Below are 18,045 nucleotides of genomic sequence, written 5' to 3'. Positions count from 1 at the left end.
CCCCGCGCCGCGATCTACCTGACACACCGCGCCTCGGTCAACCTGACACACCGCAGCGCGGGGCAAGCCCGCTCACTACAAAAATGACACCTACGCCCACAAGGTCGCTAGACTTCCTGCTACAGACCACCGCCTTGCACATGGAGGTATTGCATGGGGCAGAAAGCCGCCGACATCGCCACCATTGGCCGCATCAGCGCCGTGCCCGCGATGCTCAAGGTCATCAGCGACATGACCGGTTTGCGCTTTGCCGCCGTGGCCCGGGTCACTGACGACCACTGGACCGCCTGCGCCGTGCTCGACAAGCTGGACTTCGGGCTCGGCGTCGGCAGCGAACTGGACCTGACCACCACCATTTGCCACGAAATCCGCAGCTCCCACGAGTCCGTCGTGATCGACAAGGCCAGTGAAGACCCGGTCTATTGCAATCACCACACCCCACGTCTCTACGTGTTCGAAAGCTACATTTCCGTGCCAGTGTTCCGTACCGACGGACGCTTCTTCGGCACGATCTGCGCCCTCGACCCCAACCCTGCGCAACTGCGCAGCAGTACGATCCAGTCGACCATGGAATCGTTCGCCCGCCTGCTCTCGTTGCAAATAGAAGCCGAAGAAAACCAGCAACAGACTGAAGCCGAGCTGTTGGAAGAGCGCGGCACTGCCGAGTTGCGCGAGCAGTTCATTGCCGTACTCGGGCACGACCTGCGCAACCCGCTGTTCGCCATCAACTTCGGTGCCGAACGCTTGCTGCGCAAACACCCCAACCCCACCACCGACCCACTGGTGCAGCACATTCTCGCCAGCGGCAAACGCGCGGCGCAGTTGGTCGAAGACGTCCTCGATTTTGCCCGAGGCCGCATGGGCAGCGGCCTGCCGCTGCATTGCAGCGACTGCCAGGACCTGCAAGAGGCCTTGCACCAGGTGGTGGCCGAAGTGCAAAGCGTGCACCCGCAACGCTTGATCCACGCCGATATCGGCGACCTGCGCGGGGTGTACGGCGATCGTGACCGGCTGGCGCAATTGCTCTCCAACCTGGTGGCCAACGCCATCCACCACGGCCACCCGCGCAGCCCGGTGTACGTGAGTGCGCAGGTCGAACACCAGCACTTCACCCTGACAGTGAAGAACGCCGGGCAGATCAACGAGCAGGCCTTGCCTCGGTTGTTCCAGCCCTACTCACGCCCGATCATCGACACGCCCCAGGCCGGTCTGGGCCTGGGGTTGTACATCGTCAAGCAGATTGCCGATGCCCACGGCGGTGAGTTGAGCGTCACTACTAGCGAGCAGCACGGCACGGTGTTCAGCTTCAGTCTGCCGATCGCCTGATCAGGCGCGGCTTCGGCACGCCACGCCTTGCGGTAAACAAAATGTCACCGCAACGAAACAAACCGCAAGTCGTCACAAAACTGTCAAATCTCCTTGCAATGATTCGCCCACGCGAACCTGTGAAACGTCCTACAGGCGCTTTCTCTGCGAGCCTCCATGAACCACAGCATCGACCACGGCCATCAAGATCCCGATCTGTTTGGCCTGCTTTACGGTTTTCGTTTTCGGCCCGGTGAAAAGGGCGAGCAGATCGATTCGGCCACCGCGTTGGCGGCCCTCCAGGCGCCGCAAGACCCGGAGGAATTCCTCTGGTTGCACCTGAACTTGGCCCACGCTGCCTGCGAGCGCTGGATGAAGACCCACCTGTCGCTGCCGGACGAATTTTTCGAAGCCTTGCACGAAGGCTCGCGCTCCACCCGGATTGAACACGTTGACGCCGCCTTGCTGGCGGTGGTCAACGACGTGGTGTTCAACTTCAGCAGCATGGTCTCGTCGGACATTTCCACGCTGTGGGTGTGTGCCCGCAGCCGCTTGCTGGTCAGCGCGCGCCTGCAACCCTTGCACTCGGTGGATAAATTGCGCTCGTCGGTCAAAGCCGGTGAACGCTTCCGCTCGCCGCTGGAACTGCTGGTGCACCTGCTGCGCGACCAGGGCGAAGTGCTGACCCAGATCGTGCGCAAGACCAGCATCAGCGTCGACCATATCGAAGACCAGTTACTCTCTTCACGACTGTCCACCAACCGCGCTGAGCTGGGCGCCGCACGCCGGGTGCTGGTGCGCCTGCAACGCCTGCTGGCTCTGGAGCCGGGCTCGCTGCTGCGCCTGCTCAACCGCCCGCCGCAGTGGCTGCAAAAGGAAGACGTGAAGGAGTTGCGCAAATCCACCGAGGAGTTTGCGCTGATCATCAACGACCTGATGGCGCTGGGCGAACGCATCAAGCTGTTGCAGGAAGAGATCGCCGCCAACCTCAACGAACAAAGCAACCGCACGCTGTTCACCCTCACCGTGGTGACGGTATTGGCGCTGCCGATCAACATCATTGCCGGCTTTTTCGGCATGAACGTGGGCGGCGTGCCGCTCTCCACCGACCCGGAAGGTTTCTGGATCCTGGTGGCGTTGGTGGCGACCTTTACCTTGATTGCCGGGCGTTGGGCGTTCCGCAAGCGCAAAGATTACTGACCTGGAATGCAGTCAAAGGTGGGAGCGGGCTTGCTCGCGAATGCAATCTGTCAGTTAAAGATAAGTTGACTGGCACACCGTATTCGCGAGCAAGCCCGCTCCCACATTGGTTCTGCGGTGTTTATTGGACAGGTGGCACCCCCAATTCCTTAAACACTGACATACCGCAGCATCTCTGTAACATTCTGCAATGATCATGAACGACATCCTCCCCACACTGGATGCTCCGGCATGGCCACCCCTTCCCTGACTGCCTCCAACACCGCCTCACCCGCCGACCCCAAACCCCGGCTGGACAAGAAACCCGGTCTGCTGACGGTAATCATCTTCTTCGCCGTGCTCGCCATGGGTCTGTTGTTCACCGCCTACAGCCTGATGCACGACATGCACGAGCTGGGCACGGTGGTCACCACCTGGACCCCGTTCCTGCTGCTGGGCGTGGCGCTGTTGATCGCCTTGGGCTTCGAGTTCGTCAACGGTTTCCACGACACGGCCAACGCCGTGGCGACGGTGATCTACACCAACTCGCTGCCGCCGCACTTTGCGGTGGTGTGGTCGGGTTTCTTCAACTTCCTCGGCGTGCTGCTCTCCAGCGGCGCCGTGGCGTTCGGCATCATTGCCCTGTTGCCGGTCGAGTTGATCTTGCAGGTGGGTTCGTCGGCCGGTTTCGCGATGATCTTCGCCTTGTTGATCGCCGCGATCCTGTGGAACCTCGGCACCTGGTGGCTGGGCTTGCCGGCGTCGTCGTCGCACACCCTGATCGGTTCGATCATCGGCGTGGGCGTGGCCAATGCGTTGATGCACGGGCGTGACGGCACCAGCGGTGTGGATTGGGGCCAGGCGATCAAGATCGGCTACGCGCTGTTGCTGTCGCCGCTGATCGGCTTTGTGTTTGCCGCCCTGCTGTTGCTGGCCCTGCGCGCCTTTGTGAAGAACCGCTCGCTGTACAAGGCACCGAAGGGCGACACCCCGCCGCCGTGGTGGATCCGCGGCATGCTGATCGCCACCTGCACCGGTGTGTCGTTCGCCCACGGTTCCAACGATGGCCAGAAAGGCATGGGCCTGATCATGCTGATCCTGGTCGGCACCCTGCCGATGGCCTACGCGCTGAACCGCACCATGCCGGCCGAGCAGTCGCTGCAGTTTGCCGCCGTGGCCGAAGTGACCCAAGTGGCCTTGGTGAAAAGTGCACCGCAAGTGCTGCCCGGTGACCCGCGCCCGATTCTCTCGACCTACGTGCGCACCAAGGAAGCCACCCCGGAACTGGTCCCGGCCCTCGCCGCCCTCGCCGGCCAGATCGGTGATGAAGTGAAAGGCTACGGCTCCCTGGCCAAAGTGCCGGCGGAAGCGGTGGGCAACGTGCGTAACGACATGTACCTGACCAGCGAAACCATCCGCCTGATGGACAAGGACAAGGTCGGCAATTTCGACGCCGACACCCAAGGCAAGCTAAAGCTGTTCAAGGACCAGATCGACAACTCCACGCGTTTTATCCCGCTGTGGGTGAAGATCGCCGTGGCCATCGCCCTGGGCCTCGGCACCATGGTCGGTTGGAAGCGCATCGTGGTGACGGTGGGTGAAAAAATCGGCAAGACTCACCTGACGTATGCCCAAGGCGCTTCGGCCGAAATGGTCGCGATGCTGACCATTGGCGCGGCGGACATGTACGGGTTGCCGGTCTCGACCACCCATGTGTTGTCCTCCGGCGTGGCCGGGACCATGGTGGCGAACGGCGGCGGCTTGCAGATGCGCACCATCCGTAACCTGGTGATGGCGTGGGTGCTGACGTTGCCGGCGGCGATCCTGTTGTCGGGCAGCCTGTACTGGTTGTTCACCAAACTGTTCTGACCCAACACCACCCCAAAATGTGGGAGCTGGCTTGTCGGATCGCCGCACCGCTGCGATAGCGGATTAACATTCAACAGCATTGTTGATTGAAAGATCGCCTTCGCAGGCAAGCCAGCTCCCACATTGGTTATGTATTTCGTCAGTGATTGAAGAGTCCAGCCATCGCTTTTAAGCGTTTTTTGTAGATCCGCCGCGCCTCCAACGCCTCCTCCAGCGTCACCGCCACAAACCCCGCCCGCTGGTTCGGCTGCATCTGCCCGATCAAATCCAGGTCGGCGCTGATCACCGTGCCGATCATCGCGTAGCCCCCGCCCGACACCGCGTCCCGGTGCAACACAATCGGCTCCAAGCCGGCCGGCACCTGGATCGAGCCTATCGGGTAGCAACTGTCGACGATGTTCGAAGGGTCCGACCCCGCACCAAACGGCTGCTCCCGTGGCTGGAAGCTCAGCGCACTGCCGCCCTTGAAGCGATAGCCGATACGATCCGCCTCGGAACCCACGGTCCAGGGCTCGGCAAAAAAGCTGCCTTTGGCACCCTCCGTCAGGCGCTCGTAATACAGCCCCGGCACCACCCGCAGGGTCACGTCACCGCCCACCGAGCGGCGCAGGGCCATGGGCAAACTGTTGCCGGCGCGCCCGCTGCCGCTGGCCTGGCCGATGGGCAATTCATCGCCTTCCTGCAGGCGTCGCCCCTGAAACCCGCCGAGGGCGCCAAGGGTGTAGGTCGAGCGGCTTCCGAGCACCAGCGGCACGTCAATGCCACCGGCCACCGCCAGGTAAGTACGGGCGCCGGCCTTGGGGAATTCAAAGCGCAGCACCTGCCCGGCGCGCACCTGGAAGGCGGTGTCCTGGTGCACCACTTCACCGTCCAGGCGCGGCGACATCAAAGCGCCGCTGAGTGCCACCAGCGCGTCTTGCTGGAACTGAAGTTCGGGGCCGATCAAGGTGCATTCCAGCGCGGCCGCGCCGATAGGGTTGCCCACCAGGTGGTTGGCCGCGCTCAAGGCGTATTGGTCCAGCGCACCGGAGGGCGGGATGCCGAGGTGGTAATAGCCTTCGCGGCCAAGGTCCTGTACGGACGTGGCGAGGCCGGGTTTGAGCACCTTGATCATGCCAGCGCCTCCTGCAGGGATTTGGGATAACCGATGGGGTCGGCGAGAAACGCATCGAGGGAAAACTCCACCGGGCGGATACGCAGGTCGAACCGCCCGGCGTCCACCTCGGCCACTGCCAGGTCATAGGCGTCGCGGTCCATGGGTTTGAACTGCACGATGTCGCCGGGGCGGAAGAACACCATGTGTTCCTTCAGGTACGCCAATTGCTGCGCCGGGTCGTAGATCGGTGCCGGGGTCACGCCGAACATCTGGTAGCCACCCGCCCCGCGCACCGAGTAGATGCAACCGAAGCAGCCGCCATGACCGAGGGTGAGTTTCGGCGTGTCGGTACGCGGGCGCAGGTACTTGGGCACCTGCAATTGCCGCTCGCGCTCGACCATCTGGAACATGAACGGCAGGCCCGCCACAAACCCCACCATCGACACAAACCACGGCGCACCGCTGTGGGCGGCAATAAACGCCTCCACATCGGCCAGGCCGTTGATGCGCGCCGCGTACTCCAGGTCCGTGCCGCTGGGGTCTTGATGGCGGTCGCGAAAACGCATCAGGGTTTCATGGGTCCAGGGGTCGTTGTAGAGCACCGGGATTTCGATGATGCGCGTGTGCAAGGTGCGTTCGGCCACGGCTTGGGCCTCGGCGGTTTGCACCGCGTCGAGCAGCACATGGGGCGCGATGCGGTCGGGGTCGAAGCGGATCTGGAACGACGCGTTGGCCAGGCACACGTCCAGCACGCCTTCCAGCGCCAGGCGCTCCACGGCGCGGGTCACGGCCATGCCTTTGAAAAAGGCCTCCAGGGACATGCTGTCGCTGACCTCGGCAAACAGGTGTTCATCACCGCCGAAGCTGTAGCGGATGGGGGACGTTTCAGCCATGTCTGTTCCTCTTGGAATCATTGTAGAAAGGCAGGCGAAAAAAATTGGAGATCGTTCTTATTGGGGTGTTTTGACGGCGATACCGGCGCGGTCCAACGCTTCACGGGTAGCTTCCACCAACTCCAGCGCGCCGGGGGTGTCGCTGTGCAGGCAGATGGAATCGAATTCGATGAACAGGTCTTCGCCTTCTACAGTGCGCACAAGTCCGGTCTGGCATGCCCGTAGGACGCGTGCTGCAACGGTCGAAGGATCCAGCGCCCGCACATTGCGGGTAAACACGATGGAGCCGCTCAGATCGTACTCACGGTCGGCATAAAATTCGCGCACCACCGGCTGCCCCAGCTCCTTGGCGATGCGCCAGATCACCGAGTTGGGCATGCAGTACAGCAACAGCGTCGGCTCGATGCGTTGCAGGTTCTGCACCAGCAACCGCGCCGCTTCTTCATCACGCGCCAGGTGCATGTACAACGCGCCGTGGGGCTTGATGTGTTGCAGGGACACACCCTGGGCACGGGCGATTTCACGCAGGGCGCCGAGTTGGTAGAGCATGTCGTCCACCAGTTCCTGGGCCGGCGCGTTGATGTGGCGACGGCCAAAGCCGACCAGGTCGCGAAAGCCCGGATGCGCGCCGATGGCCACGCCCAGTTGCTTGGCGCGCTCGACAGTGCGGCGCATGGTGCCGGGGTCGCCGGCGTGGAAGCCGGTGGCGATGTTGGCCGAGCTGATATAGGCCATGAGCTCTGCGTCGACGCCGTCGCCGATGGTCCAGGGGCCGAAGCCTTCGCCCATGTCCGAGTTGAAATCCACTGCCTGCATCGAAGTCGCTCCGCCTAAGTGATGCTGGAAAAGTAGGCCGCAGCTTGACCCCTTGGGAAGATCTATTATCAGATGATCCATCTTCTGAAAATCAGATACCACCATCACCCCCTCCTACGAGGAATGCGGCATGTCCCTGACGCTGCGCCAAGTCCGTTATTTTGTGGCCACCGCCGAAATCGGCCAGATCTCCCAGGCGGCGATTCACCTGAACATCTCCCAGTCGGCAGTGACCACGGCGATCAAGGAGCTGGAAGCCATGCTCGGCGTGCAGCTGTTCGTGCGCTCGGCCCAGGGCATGAACCTCACCGACGCCGGGCGACACTTTCTCAACCGCGCCTATGTGATCCTGCGCAGCGTGGACGACGCCCTGAACAGCCCACTGCCCGACTACCGCGCCAGCGGCGTGCTGCGGGTAGCAGCCAGCTACACGGTGTTGGGTTACTTCCTGCCGCACCACTTGCAACGCATGGAACACTGGCACCCGGACGTGACCATCAAGGTCTTCGAACAGGAACGCCAGGCCATCGAACAAGGGCTGCTCGACGGCCAGTTCGACATGGCCGTGGTGCTCACCGCCAACCTCACCCACCCGGCCATCGTGTCCGAAATCCTCTTCAACTCCGAGCGTCGCCTGTGGTTGCCCAGCCATCACCCGCTGTGCGAGCGCGATGCGGTGAGCCTGGCGGATGTGGCGCAGGAACCCTACATCCTGCTCACCGTCGACGAGGCCGAACACAGCGCCATGCGCTATTGGGAACAGGCCGGCCAGGCGCCCAATGTGCGCCTGCGCACCAGCTCGGTGGAGGCGGTGCGCAGCATGGTCGCCAATGGCAGCGGCGTGGCGATTCTCTCGGATCTGGTGCACCGCCCCTGGTCCCTGGAAGGCAAGCGCATCGAAACGCTGACCGTCACCGACCCGGTGACGCCCATGAGCGTCGGCCTGGCCTGGCATCGCGAACGTGCATTTACCCCGGCCATGCAGGCGTTCCGCGATTACTTCCACGATGCGTTCCTGGCCCCGCAGCAATTGTCGGCACGCCGTTAAAGATGGGCCTGCAGGGTGGTGGTCAACCACTCCATGAACACCCGCACCCGCAAGGGCAAATGGCGCTGGCCGGCATACAGCAACGACACATCCATCGGCGGCGCCTGGTATTCCGGCAGCACCGCCACCAACTCGCCACTGGCCAGTAAACTGCGCACCCCCAGCAGCGGCACCTGGACGATGCCAAAACCGCCCAGGCAGGCGGCTTGGTAGGCATCGGTGCTGTTGACGGTGACGCGCCCGGCCATCGCCACCCGCTGCACCTTGTTGCCCTGCAGGTATTCGAAGCCCCCGGAGCGTGCGCCCAGTGGCCGCACGTAGTGCACCAGTTGATGGTCGGCCAGGTCGTCGAGGGTCCTGGGCGTGCCGTAGCGTTGCAGGTAGGCCGGGCTCGCGCAGTTGACCATGAGCATGCTGCACACCTTGCGGGCCACCACGGTTTGATCGGGCTGGGCGCCGACGCGCAAGACACAATCGAACCCCTCGGCGATCAGGTCGACCTGGCGGTCCGAACTGCTGATCTGCATCTCGATCAGCGGGTGGCGCTCCATGAACGACGGCAGGTGCGGCAGGATCATGCCCCGGGCCATCACGTTGGGCATGTCCACGCGGATGCGCCCGGCCAGTTGGGTTTCGTCCTGGCGAAACAAGCCTTCCAGCTCTTCCATGTGCGACAGCAGATCCTTGCTGCGCTCATACAGCACCCGGCCATCCTGGGTCGCTTGCACCTTGCGGGTGGTGCGCTGCAACAGGCGTGCGCCGACCAGCTCTTCCAGGGCCTGCACATGCTCGGACACGGTGGAACGCGGCAGGCCCAGGCTTTCGCCAGCCCCGGTGAAACTCGACAGTTCGGTGACCCGCACGAAGGTGCGCAGCAGCTCAAGTTTGTTCATGGATTGTTCGCCTCAGCCGGCCAGTGATTCCGGGATAGCCCTGTTTATCACGTTACAGGCGGACAAATACACTCAGTCCCACGATCATTCAGAGGACTGCACCATGACCCGCAAAATCGCACTCATCACCGGCGCCAGCCGTGGCCTGGGCAAAAGCGCCGCGCTGCACCTGGCGGCACAAGGCGTCGACATCATCGGCACCTACCACAGCGCTGCGGCCGAGGCCCAAGCGGTGGTCGAGCAGGTTCAGGCCCTGGGCGGCCGCGCTGCCATGCTGCAGCTGGACGTGAGCCACAGCGGCACCTTCGATCACTTTGTCGGCGAAGTCGGCCGTGTGCTCAAGGCTGTGTTCGCACAGGATCACTTCAATTTTCTGATCAACAACGCCGGTATCGGCGCCCATGCCAGCTTTGCCGAGACCACTGAAGAGCAGTTCGACAAGCTGGTGGCCATCCACTTCAAGGCGCCGTTTTTTCTCACGCAAAAACTGCTGCCGCTGATCAGCGATGGTGGGCGCATCATCAACATCTCCAGCGGCCTGGCGCGGTTCAGCCTACCGGGGTATTCGGCGTATGCCTCGATGAAAGGCGCGGTGGAAGTGCTGTCGCGCTACCAGGCCAAGGAGTTGGGGCCACGGGGGATTACCGTCAACACCCTGGCCCCGGGTGCCATCGCCACCGACTTCAGCGGCGGCGCGGTGCGCGACAACCCGCAAGTCAATGCCATGGTGGCGAACAACACCGCGCTGGGCCGCGCCGGTTTGCCCGACGATATTGGCGGAGCGATTTCGACCCTGCTGGCCGATGGCAGCAACTGGATCACCGGGCAACGCATCGAAGCCTCGGGCGGCATGTTTCTGTAAGCGTTCTGCGCTAGCATCAATGCCTTCAGATCACTGACAGGCAATCACCGATGAGTTTTGATCCAGGCTTGGCTGGCGGCATGGGCGTGTTGGCGGCCGTGGTGGACATGGGCAGTTTTGCGCGTGCCGCCGACAGCCTGGAGATGACGCCGTCGGGGGTCAGCCGGGCGATTTCCCGGCTGGAAAAACGCCTGGGGATTCGCCTGTTCGACCGCACCACCCGCTCGGTGCAATTGACCGACGAGGGCCGGCGTTTCTACCAGGAAATCGCCCCGTTGTTGGCCGGCCTCGAAGAGGCCGCCAGCGCCGCCGCCGACAGCGCATTGACCGTGCGCGGGCGCCTGCGGGTGAACATCGACCCGTACTTTTCGCGGCTGGTGTTGGGCCCGGTGCTGGGGGATTTCATGCGCCGTTACCCGCAACTGCAACTGGACCTGCACACCCGCGACCAACTCGGCGACCTGGTGGCCGACGGGTTTGACCTGGCGATTCGCTTTGGCATCCCGCAATCCTCCTCGCTGATCGCGCGCAAGTTGATGGAAGTGCGCGTGCTCACCGTCGCCTCCCCTGCCTACCTTGAAACCTATGGCCGCCCTGCTCATCCACAGGCGCTGGAAACCGGGCACATGTGCCTGGACTTTCGCGACTCGCAAACCGGCCGCCCGTTCGCCTGGGAATTCCATCGCCCCGGCGAGCGCCTGACCGTGCGCACCAGCGGGCGCCTGGTGGTCAACGACGCCAGCACCCTGTACAGCGTGTGCGAACACGGGCACGCAGTGGCACAGATGCTCGACCTGGGCCTGGCACCGGCGCTCAAGGCCGGTGGCCTGGTGGAGTTGTTTCCGGACTGGCCCGACGAGCGTTTCCCGTTGTACGCCTACTACCCGTCGCGGCATTTGCCTGCGGCCAAGGTGCGGGCCTTCCTCGATTTCGTGGCCACACTCACCCCCCTGTAGGAGCCCGGCTTGCCGGGCTCCTACAGGTCCGTGTCCGGTGGTTACAGGGGGCGTGTCCGGCAGTTACAGCGCCAGTGTGCGACGTTGCAGGATTTTTTCCCGAATCATGTCGTACCCCAGGTGGTACACGTAGGTGTACGGCAGGAAGAACAGCAGCACGCCGATGTCGAGGATAAAGGCTTCCAGCAGGCTGATGCCCAGCCACATCGCAATCAACGGCACGCACACCAGGATCAGCCCGCCTTCAAACATCAGCGCGTGCAGTACGCGGGTCCAGCTGTTGGTGGGCAGTTGCAGGCGCACCTTGAGGCGGTCGAACAGGCTGTTGAAAATGATGTTCCAGGTCAGCGCCAGCACACTGATACCCAGGGTCACCGCGCCCATTTCCAAGGCCGGCCGACCGGTGATCCAGACCAGCAGCGGCGTACAGATCAACAAGGCCAGGCCTTCAAAACCCAGGGCTTGGCAAACGCGTTCAGTCATCGATTTGGTGGGGTTCATGACCCGGCTCCGTGAGTGGCGACGGTTGCCATCATTACTCCCCTGCTCGATACTTCATAACTAATAACCATCGATCAAGGCGATAGTCATGGCCTCCAACGAAGTGCTGCAGGCGTTTGTACAGGCGGCCACTCAAGGCTCGTTTTCGGCGGCGGCGCGCAAGCTGGGCAAGAGCCAGTCCACCGTCAGCGCGGCGGTGGCGAGCCTGGAGATTGACCTGGATGTGGAGCTGTTCGACCGCAGCAGCCGCAAGCCGACCCTGACCCCGGCCGGCCATGTGCTGTTGCTGCGTGCCGAGCAGGTGCTGGAAGCCAGCAGCCGCCTGGAACTGGCTGCCAGCCAGTTGTCCCAGGGGTTGGAGCCGAAGCTGACGATTGCGATGTCCGACACCTACCAATCGGACCGTTTCGAGATTGCCCTCAAAGCCTTTGAACAGCGCTACCCGGACCTTGAGCTCGAATGCCTGATCGCCGAATGCGAAGACTTGATCGCCCTGGTGCAAAGCGGCCGGGCTCACGTTGCGTTTATTGAAAAGCAGGACGTCTACCCGCCCGACCTCACCGGTGCACCGGTCGAGGAACGTACAGAAATCGCGCTGTACGTGGCGCCCAAACACCCGCTGGCGAGCCTGGACAATATTTGCGCCGACACCCTGCAACAACACCGCGAATTGCGCCTGGCCAGCATCATCAACCCGACCGAGACCCGCCCCAGTGGTCGCGTGTGGTCGGCACCCAGTTACTTGATGTTGATGGAAATGGCCCAGTTGGGGTTTGGCTGGGCGCCTTTGCCGCGCTGGCTGGTGGAGCGTTTTGATGGCGGCCAGTTGGTGGAGCTCAAGGCGCGCAGCTGGCCGCGCTCGGTGGCGGTGGATGCGCTGTGGTCACGGCATCATCCGCCTGGGCCGGCGGGTGGGTGGTTGCTTGGCAAGATGCTCGAATAACAAACACTCGCCAATAAACAATGAAGATCAACCTGTGGGAGCGGGCTTGCCCGCGAAGGCGGTGTGTCAGTCGAATCAAATGCTAGCTGACACGCCGCTTTCGCACGCAAGCCAGCTCCCACATTTGAGCTGTGTTGGCCTTTAGAACGAGGTCAGGCGGCAGAGCGTTGTGGCGGACGGTTGTTCTGGAAGTATTCGTGCAAGGCGCGCAAGGCAGGCAATTCCAGCGCCTGCGCGGCAAAGCACAGGCCCACGCGGCGTGTCGGGGCCGGCAGGTGCCACTCACGAATCACCACCCCGGCGCGCTCGGCCGCCAGCGACTGCGGCAACATCGCCACGCCCACACCCGCCGCCACCATGTGCAACGCCTGGGTCAACGACCCGGCATGCCCGGCCACCGCCTGCGGCGAGCGGCCGTACAGCGCCATCAAGCGCTGGTGGGAGTCGTGCTGCGGGCAGGTGATCCAGTCTTCAATCGGCGCCCACGCCTGTTCTTTGCCCGCCTGCGCCATGGGATGAGCCGCCGGCAGCGCCATCACGTAGGACTCTTCCCAGATCGGCAGGAACAATTCGTCCTCGCAGCACATTTCTTCCACGGCCAGACGCCCTTCTCCCTCACAGCCTTCCTGCAGCGTCAGCAACAAACCCGGCAACCCCTGGTGCGCCATGCGCAGGAAGGTTTCGATCTGGCTGTCGGCAATGTCGCCTTCCACGCCCAACTCCAGGGCGATGCGGTTTTCGCGTCCGCGAAACAGTCGGCTCAAGGCATCGGCTTCGGCCACCATGCGCCGCGCCTGCGGGTACAGCACCCGCGCTTCGGCGCTGACCTCCACGCCCCGTGGCTGGCGCACGAACAACGCCACGCCCAGCTCGTCTTCCAACTGCTTGATGGTCACCGACAGCGTCGGCTGGCTGATGAACAAACGTTGGGCAGCCGCGGTGATATTGCGTTCTTCGAACACCGCGAGAAAGGCCTTGAGGTGACGCACATCCATAGCTTTATCCGATGACAGACAGAGAAATAAGGCATTTTTCAGCCTCGCTGACGCTAAATATACTGCGCCCACGGTTCAGATATCGATTTTTCTTATTCCAGGAGTGCAATCATGAGCAAGCCATTGATCATCATCACCGGTGCCAGTTCTGGTATCGGCGAAGCCACTGCCCGCCTGCTGTCAGCCGCCGGTCACCCGCTGCTGCTGTTGGCGCGGCGCATCGATCGTCTGAATGACCTGGCCCTGCCTAACACCTTGGCGCGTGGCGTGGACATCACCGACCGCGCAGCCCTGGTAGCGGCCGTGAAGGAAGCCGAAGCGCAATTCGGCCCGGCTGACGCGCTGATCAACAATGCCGGTGTGATGCTGCTGGGCGCAGTCAGCGAACAGGACCCGGCGCAATGGGAGCAGATGTTCGACGTCAACGTGAAAGGCCTGCTCAATGGCATTCACGCCGTGGCCGGCAGCATGGTGGCGCGCAAGGGTGGCACCATCATCAACGTCAGTTCGGTGGCCGGGCGCAAGACCTTCCCGAACCATGTGGCTTACGTCGGCACCAAGTTCGCGGTGCACGGGATTTCGGAGAACCTGCGCGAAGAATTGTCGCCGAGCAATGTACGCGTGATCACCATCGCTCCGGGCGCTGTAGAAACCGAGCTGCTCAGCCACACCACCGACGAGGCGATCAAGACCGGCTACCAGGCCTGGAAACAGGACATGGGCGGCACCGTACTCAGCGCCGATGACGTGGCCTCGGCGATTGCCTATGCCTACGGGCAACCGCAACACGTGTGCATTCGCGAGATCGTGTTGGCGGCCACGCGTCAGCAGCCGTGACCCAATAAGCACAAACAACACCGATCAATGTAGGAGCCGGCAAGCCGGCTCCTACAGGTTTTGCAGGCGTTGCTGGAGGAAGTGTTTCTCTGGGGCTTGCTGGGTCAACGACAGGGCTTTTTCGTACGCCGTGCGCGCCTCGTCCACACGCCCCAGTTGTCGACAGAATTCCCCCCGCGCCGAATGCGCCAAGTGGTAATCCAGCAATTCACCACGCTGCAAAATCCCCTCCACCAACGCCAGACCCGCCAGCGGTCCCTGCCCCATCGCCACCGCCACGGCGCGGTTCAGTTCGATCACCGGCGAAGGCACTGCCCGCAGCAACACATCGTAGAGTCCGACAATCTGCAACCAGTCGGTTTCATCGGCACAAGGCGCTTCGGCATGCACCGCCGCAATCGCTGCCTGCAGGCAATACGGGCCGAAACGCCGTGTGTGCAACGCCTGCTCCACCAGCGCGCAGCCTTCAGCAATCAGGGCGGTATCCCACACCCCTCGGTCCTGTTCATGCAACAACACCAACTCACCGCTTGCCGAGGTGCGCGCCGCTCGGCGGGATTCGTGCAGCAGCATCAGCGCCAGCAAGCCCATGACTTCCGGTTCGGGCAGCAGCTCCATGAGTAAACGACCGAGCCGAATGGCTTCGCGGGTCAGGTCTTCACGGGTGAGATCAGCGCCCATGGACGCCGAATAGCCTTCGTTGAACACCAGGTAAATCACCCGCAACACACTGTCCAGCCGCTCAGGCAATTCGGCCAGGGACGGCACTTGATAGGGAATGCGAGCTTCACGGATCTTGCCCTTGGCACGCACGATACGCTGGGCGATGGTGGTGGGGGTGGCCAGGAACGCGCGGGCGATTTCCTCGGTGGTGAGGTCGCAGATCTCACGCAGGGTCAGCGCTGCCTGGGCGTCGGCCGCCAGCGCCGGGTGACAGCAGGTGAAGATCAAACGCAGGCGGTCGTCTTCCACGTCCTCGGCACTCCACTCAGCCGCTTCCAGTGCGTCGGCCTGCTCCTGCAACAAGGGGGTAAACCGCGCCTGGCGGCGCAGGCGGTCGATGGCCTTGAAACGGCCGGTGGACACCAGCCAGGCGCGGGGGTTGTCCGGCACGCCGTCCTCGGGCCAGCGGTGCAAGGCGACAAAAAACGCCTCGTGCAAGGCCTCCTCGGCCAGGTCGAAATCACCCAGCAGGCGAATCAGCGTCGCGAGTACGCGGCGTGATTCGCTGCGGTAAATGGCCTCGACCTGCGCGGTCAATCGGGCATGCCCTGGGTCACCAGCGTCACCAGGCGGTCCAGGCTCTGACCCCAGCCGTCGTGAAAGCCCATGGCTTCATGGGCCTGCTTGTCGGCCTCGCTCCAGTGCATGGCGCGGGCGGTGTAGAGGGTCTTGCCATCGACCTCTTCAAAGGTGACTTCGGCCGTCATGAACGGCTTGCCCGAAGGGATCCAGCCCGGCGCATAGGCATCGGTGAATACCAGGCGACTGGGCGCTTCGATCTCCAGGAACACGCCTTGAGTCGGGTATTCGGCGCCGTCCGGTGCGCGCATCAGGGTGCGAAACAGGCCACCGACCCACAGGTTCATTTCGCACTCGGGGGTGGTCATGCCGTGGGGCCCCCACCATTGTTGCAACAAGGCGGGCTCGGTCCAGGCGCGGAACACGCGGCTGCGCGGGGCGTCGATCAAGCGGCTGATGGACAGTTCAAATTCAGCGGGTTGGGTGGTCATGGGGCAAACCTCCTGAGTCTTGTGGTTGTTGTGTTCAGAGATTCAACTGGCGCACCGGGCGCACTTCCACACTGCCGACCCGCGCAGCCGGAATGCCGCCGGCCACCTGGATCGCTTCGTTCAAGTCCTTGGCCTCGATCAGGTAGAACCCGGCGAGTTGCTCCTTGGTTTCGGCAAACGGCCCGTCAGTAATCGACAACTTGCCATTGCGCATGCGCACCGTGGTGGCCGTGGTGACCGACTCCAGCGGCTCGGCGGCGAGCATCCGCCCGCTGGCCTGGATGGCCTGGGCGTAGGCAAGACACTCCGGGTCTGCGGGGCTGTCGGGCGAGGTGTGCAGCACCTGTTCGTTGCTGTAGATCAGGCAGAGGTATTTCATGGGTGCCTCCGTTTTCGGCTTATCCACTATAGTCCCCGGCGATCAGGGTTCCAGCTCGAACAGTGCGGTACCGCTTAGCATGTCGAAGGGCGCCGACCAGTGCTCATGCACCACGCGCCACTGGCCGTTGATGCGCTGATAACCGGCCGTCACCCGCATCCAGCAGGCCTTCACCACGCCGTCCGGCCCGGCACCGCAGCAATGGGCCAGCCAGTGGGCAAAGGCGCTGTCCTGTGCCTCGACGATACGCAACTCATGAAACTCGAAAATACCCGGGCCGGGGCAATGCTTCATGCATTCCTCCCAATGGGCGCGATAGGCGGCCTTGCCCTTGAATTGCAGTGCGGTGACGGCGTCGAACGAGACGATATCGTCGGCGTAATAGCTGACAATTTTGTCGATATCCCGGGCAAGCACGGCTTGCTTCCATTGATCGATCAGGGTGGTGATGGCAGTGCTCATGGCGATACTCCTTCGGGTGGAAAATCACGGAAGACACCCTTAGTCGAACGGCCCCCGCTGCAATCGACAGTTCGCTGAAAAATAATTTCGCCCCAGGCAAACCCGCTAGAATCCACCCCTCTTTGCAGGATTTCGGATGCGCCCCCGATGGAAACCCGCCTCGTCCCCTATGAGACGCTGAGCTTCGTGCAAAAACAGCAGCTCGACGCCCTGCAAGTACACCCCGAGCAACTGGCGTACTCCGGGGACATCTACTGCGCGCTGAACAGCCTGCTGGTCAACCCAAACCCCGGCGCCATCAAAGGCTTTGCCCTGCTCGCCGACGAGTTGCCCGTAGCCTTCCTGCTGCTCAAACGCCCCCCGTGCCTGCCCCATTGGGCCGATGAACACAGCGCCACGCTGCATGCACTGCAAGTGGACCGTGGGCAACAAGGCCGCGGGTTCGGCAAGGCGTGCCTGCAGGCACTGCCCGACGCCGCGCTGGCCGCGTGGCCACAGGTGAAGGGCATCGAGCTGTCGGTGGACGCCGACAATGTGGCGGCGATGGGGTTGTACCTGAGCGCCGGGTGGGTGGACAGTGGCGAAGCGTATAAGGGGCGGATTGGCTATGAACGCAGGCTGGCATTAGTCTTTTGAACGATAAGGAGGTGGCGCAAATGCTGACAACCCTCGAACAACTCGAAACCCTCTACGGCCTCCCCCACGAGCGGGCGGTGCGCAAGGAGATCCCGTTTCTCAACGAGGATTACCAGGCCATGGTGCGCGCCTCGCCGCTGGTGGTGGTGAGTTCGTCCGGGCCGGACGGTGTGGACGCTTCGCCCCGTGGTGATGTGCCGGGGTTTGTGCGGATTGTGGATGAGCGCACCTTGGCGATACCTGATCGGCCCGGCAACAATCGCCTGGATACCTTGCGCAACCTGGTGCAGGACCCGCGCATTGCCTTGCTGTTCATCATCCCGGGGGTTGGCGAAACGTTGCGTGTGAATGGGCGTGCGCAGATTTCCATCGAACCTGGGTTGCTGGAGAGTTTTGCGGTGAATGGCAAGCCAGCGAAGTCGGTGATGCTGGTGCAGGTGGAAAGCGCGTATTTCCACTGTTCCAAGGCGTTTGTGCGCTCCGATTGCTGGAACCCTGAAAAACACCTGGACCGCTCGGCGCTGCCGTCGGCCGGCGCCTTTCACAAGCGGCTCAATGACGGGCAGTTTGATGCCGAGGCGTACGACCGCGAGATGCCGGAGCGGGTCAAGGCCACCCTGTATTGACCCGCCCCTGTAGGAG

At 62.9% G+C, this 18,045-nt stretch carries 20 protein-coding genes; 10 read left to right on the top strand and 10 right to left on the bottom strand.

The genetic code is table 11. The annotated features are described in order from the left end of the window. Positions 1–153 precede the first annotated feature (153 nt). From HX803_RS28445 to HX803_RS28435, 3 genes are all read left to right on the top strand, one after another. Positions 154–1,326 carry a GAF domain-containing sensor histidine kinase gene (locus HX803_RS28445; protein ID WP_178925396.1) on the top strand — a complete coding sequence of 391 codons (1,173 nt, stop codon included), beginning with the start codon at positions 154–156 and terminating at the stop codon, positions 1,324–1,326. 156 nt (positions 1,327–1,482) lie between these two features. Then, on the top strand, positions 1,483–2,505 hold the full coding sequence (locus tag HX803_RS28440; RefSeq protein ID WP_178925394.1) for a transporter: 1,023 nt from the start codon (positions 1,483–1,485) through the stop codon (positions 2,503–2,505). A gap of 231 nt (positions 2,506–2,736) precedes the next feature. Beyond that, complete coding sequence (locus tag HX803_RS28435; RefSeq protein ID WP_176997993.1) at positions 2,737–4,353, top strand: inorganic phosphate transporter; 1,617 nt, start codon at positions 2,737–2,739, stop codon at positions 4,351–4,353. A gap of 139 nt (positions 4,354–4,492) precedes the next feature. On the opposite strand, the gene HX803_RS28430 is transcribed toward HX803_RS28435, so the two are convergent. From HX803_RS28430 to HX803_RS28420, 3 genes are read right to left on the bottom strand one after another with little or no spacing between them, the layout of a single operon-like run. Further along, positions 4,493–5,467 (bottom strand): biotin-dependent carboxyltransferase family protein, encoded by a 975-nt coding sequence (locus tag HX803_RS28430; RefSeq protein ID WP_178925392.1) that lies wholly within the window; start codon positions 5,465–5,467, stop codon positions 4,493–4,495. Then, positions 5,464–6,342, bottom strand: coding sequence for an allophanate hydrolase subunit 1 (locus HX803_RS28425; RefSeq protein ID WP_178925390.1), 879 nt, complete (start codon positions 6,340–6,342; stop codon positions 5,464–5,466). The genes HX803_RS28430 and HX803_RS28425 overlap by 4 nt, the downstream gene beginning before the upstream one ends. 57 nt (positions 6,343–6,399) lie before the next feature. Next, positions 6,400–7,158 carry a 5-oxoprolinase subunit PxpA gene (locus HX803_RS28420; protein ID WP_178925388.1) on the bottom strand — a complete coding sequence of 253 codons (759 nt, stop codon included), beginning with the start codon at positions 7,156–7,158 and terminating at the stop codon, positions 6,400–6,402. 130 nt (positions 7,159–7,288) lie between these two features. On the opposite strand from HX803_RS28420, the gene HX803_RS28415 reads away from it, so the two are divergent. After that, the gene (locus HX803_RS28415; RefSeq protein WP_178925386.1) at positions 7,289–8,206 is read left to right on the top strand and encodes a LysR family transcriptional regulator; all 918 of its coding nucleotides are present in this window, start codon (positions 7,289–7,291) and stop codon (positions 8,204–8,206) included. On the opposite strand, the gene HX803_RS28410 is transcribed toward HX803_RS28415, so the two are convergent. Then, positions 8,203–9,099 carry a LysR family transcriptional regulator gene (locus tag HX803_RS28410; protein ID WP_178925384.1) on the bottom strand — a complete coding sequence of 299 codons (897 nt, stop codon included), beginning with the start codon at positions 9,097–9,099 and terminating at the stop codon, positions 8,203–8,205. The genes HX803_RS28415 and HX803_RS28410 overlap by 4 nt on opposite strands. 103 nt (positions 9,100–9,202) lie before the next feature. Between HX803_RS28410 and HX803_RS28405 the strand changes: the two genes are divergently transcribed. Then, positions 9,203–9,961, top strand: coding sequence for an SDR family NAD(P)-dependent oxidoreductase (locus HX803_RS28405; protein WP_178925382.1), 759 nt, complete (start codon positions 9,203–9,205; stop codon positions 9,959–9,961). 50 nt (positions 9,962–10,011) lie between these two features. After that, complete coding sequence (locus HX803_RS28400; protein WP_176998000.1) at positions 10,012–10,917, top strand: LysR family transcriptional regulator; 906 nt, start codon at positions 10,012–10,014, stop codon at positions 10,915–10,917. Positions 10,918–10,980: 63 nt separating this feature from the next. Here HX803_RS28400 and HX803_RS28395 read toward each other — a convergent pair whose 3' ends face one another. Further along, on the bottom strand, positions 10,981–11,418 hold the full coding sequence (locus tag HX803_RS28395) for a multidrug/biocide efflux PACE transporter (protein WP_178925379.1): 438 nt from the start codon (positions 11,416–11,418) through the stop codon (positions 10,981–10,983). 88 nt (positions 11,419–11,506) lie between these two features. On the opposite strand from HX803_RS28395, the gene HX803_RS28390 reads away from it, so the two are divergent. Continuing rightward, positions 11,507–12,361: a LysR family transcriptional regulator gene (locus tag HX803_RS28390; RefSeq protein ID WP_178925377.1), complete on the top strand. Its 855-nt coding sequence runs from the start codon at positions 11,507–11,509 to the stop codon at positions 12,359–12,361. 152 nt (positions 12,362–12,513) lie between these two features. On the opposite strand, the gene HX803_RS28385 is transcribed toward HX803_RS28390, so the two are convergent. After that, positions 12,514–13,356, bottom strand: coding sequence for a LysR family transcriptional regulator (locus tag HX803_RS28385; protein WP_178925375.1), 843 nt, complete (start codon positions 13,354–13,356; stop codon positions 12,514–12,516). A 111-nt stretch (positions 13,357–13,467) separates the two neighbouring features. Between HX803_RS28385 and HX803_RS28380 the strand changes: the two genes are divergently transcribed. After that, entirely contained in the window at positions 13,468–14,193 is a 726-nt protein-coding gene (locus HX803_RS28380) for an SDR family oxidoreductase (RefSeq protein ID WP_178925373.1), read from the top strand. A 51-nt stretch (positions 14,194–14,244) separates the two neighbouring features. Here the strand turns inward: HX803_RS28380 and HX803_RS28375 are convergent, their stop codons facing one another. From HX803_RS28375 to HX803_RS28360, 4 genes are read right to left on the bottom strand one after another with little or no spacing between them, the layout of a single operon-like run. After that, positions 14,245–15,453: an RNA polymerase sigma factor gene (locus HX803_RS28375; protein WP_178925371.1), complete on the bottom strand. Its 1,209-nt coding sequence runs from the start codon at positions 15,451–15,453 to the stop codon at positions 14,245–14,247. Then, complete coding sequence (locus HX803_RS28370; protein ID WP_178925369.1) at positions 15,450–15,926, bottom strand: SRPBCC family protein; 477 nt, start codon at positions 15,924–15,926, stop codon at positions 15,450–15,452. The genes HX803_RS28375 and HX803_RS28370 overlap by 4 nt, the downstream gene beginning before the upstream one ends. 34 nt (positions 15,927–15,960) lie before the next feature. Continuing rightward, complete coding sequence (locus tag HX803_RS28365) at positions 15,961–16,305, bottom strand: YciI family protein (protein WP_176998007.1); 345 nt, start codon at positions 16,303–16,305, stop codon at positions 15,961–15,963. A 42-nt stretch (positions 16,306–16,347) separates the two neighbouring features. Next, entirely contained in the window at positions 16,348–16,767 is a 420-nt protein-coding gene (locus HX803_RS28360; protein ID WP_178925367.1) for a nuclear transport factor 2 family protein, read from the bottom strand. 147 nt (positions 16,768–16,914) lie between these two features. Between HX803_RS28360 and HX803_RS28355 the strand changes: the two genes are divergently transcribed. Both HX803_RS28355 and HX803_RS28350 read left to right on the top strand, forming a co-directional pair. Then, a complete protein-coding gene (locus HX803_RS28355; protein ID WP_178925365.1) occupies positions 16,915–17,403 on the top strand; it encodes an N-acetyltransferase in 489 nt (162 codons plus the stop codon). A 20-nt stretch (positions 17,404–17,423) separates the two neighbouring features. Then, positions 17,424–18,029 (top strand): pyridoxamine 5'-phosphate oxidase family protein, encoded by a 606-nt coding sequence (locus tag HX803_RS28350; RefSeq protein ID WP_178925363.1) that lies wholly within the window; start codon positions 17,424–17,426, stop codon positions 18,027–18,029. Positions 18,030–18,045: the final 16 nt, after the last annotated feature.

It is taken from the genome of Pseudomonas sp. P7548 (assembly GCF_013386585.1).
GTDB lineage: Bacteria > Pseudomonadota > Gammaproteobacteria > Pseudomonadales > Pseudomonadaceae > Aquipseudomonas.
This window is presented reverse-complemented; position numbering and strand designations above follow the sequence as displayed.

Bases quoted from the DNA above. Each gene is read 5' to 3' on its own strand.
- HX803_RS28445 (WP_178925396.1), top strand. From the start codon at position 154: ATGGGGCAGAAAGCCGCCGACATCGCCACCATTGGCCGCATCAGCGCC.
- HX803_RS28440 (WP_178925394.1), top strand. From the start codon at position 1,483: ATGAACCACAGCATCGACCACGGCCATCAAGATCCCGATCTGTTTGGC.
- HX803_RS28435 (WP_176997993.1), top strand. From the start codon at position 2,737: ATGGCCACCCCTTCCCTGACTGCCTCCAACACCGCCTCACCCGCCGAC.
- HX803_RS28430 (WP_178925392.1), bottom strand. From the start codon at position 5,467: ATGATCAAGGTGCTCAAACCCGGCCTCGCCACGTCCGTACAGGACCTT.
- HX803_RS28425 (WP_178925390.1), bottom strand. From the start codon at position 6,342: ATGGCTGAAACGTCCCCCATCCGCTACAGCTTCGGCGGTGATGAACAC.
- HX803_RS28420 (WP_178925388.1), bottom strand. From the start codon at position 7,158: ATGCAGGCAGTGGATTTCAACTCGGACATGGGCGAAGGCTTCGGCCCC.
- HX803_RS28415 (WP_178925386.1), top strand. From the start codon at position 7,289: ATGTCCCTGACGCTGCGCCAAGTCCGTTATTTTGTGGCCACCGCCGAA.
- HX803_RS28410 (WP_178925384.1), bottom strand. From the start codon at position 9,099: ATGAACAAACTTGAGCTGCTGCGCACCTTCGTGCGGGTCACCGAACTG.
- HX803_RS28405 (WP_178925382.1), top strand. From the start codon at position 9,203: ATGACCCGCAAAATCGCACTCATCACCGGCGCCAGCCGTGGCCTGGGC.
- HX803_RS28400 (WP_176998000.1), top strand. From the start codon at position 10,012: ATGAGTTTTGATCCAGGCTTGGCTGGCGGCATGGGCGTGTTGGCGGCC.
- HX803_RS28395 (WP_178925379.1), bottom strand. From the start codon at position 11,418: ATGAACCCCACCAAATCGATGACTGAACGCGTTTGCCAAGCCCTGGGT.
- HX803_RS28390 (WP_178925377.1), top strand. From the start codon at position 11,507: ATGGCCTCCAACGAAGTGCTGCAGGCGTTTGTACAGGCGGCCACTCAA.
- HX803_RS28385 (WP_178925375.1), bottom strand. From the start codon at position 13,356: ATGGATGTGCGTCACCTCAAGGCCTTTCTCGCGGTGTTCGAAGAACGC.
- HX803_RS28380 (WP_178925373.1), top strand. From the start codon at position 13,468: ATGAGCAAGCCATTGATCATCATCACCGGTGCCAGTTCTGGTATCGGC.
- HX803_RS28370 (WP_178925369.1), bottom strand. From the start codon at position 15,926: ATGACCACCCAACCCGCTGAATTTGAACTGTCCATCAGCCGCTTGATC.
- HX803_RS28365 (WP_176998007.1), bottom strand. From the start codon at position 16,305: ATGAAATACCTCTGCCTGATCTACAGCAACGAACAGGTGCTGCACACC.
- HX803_RS28360 (WP_178925367.1), bottom strand. From the start codon at position 16,767: ATGAGCACTGCCATCACCACCCTGATCGATCAATGGAAGCAAGCCGTG.
- HX803_RS28355 (WP_178925365.1), top strand. From the start codon at position 16,915: ATGGAAACCCGCCTCGTCCCCTATGAGACGCTGAGCTTCGTGCAAAAA.
- HX803_RS28350 (WP_178925363.1), top strand. From the start codon at position 17,424: ATGCTGACAACCCTCGAACAACTCGAAACCCTCTACGGCCTCCCCCAC.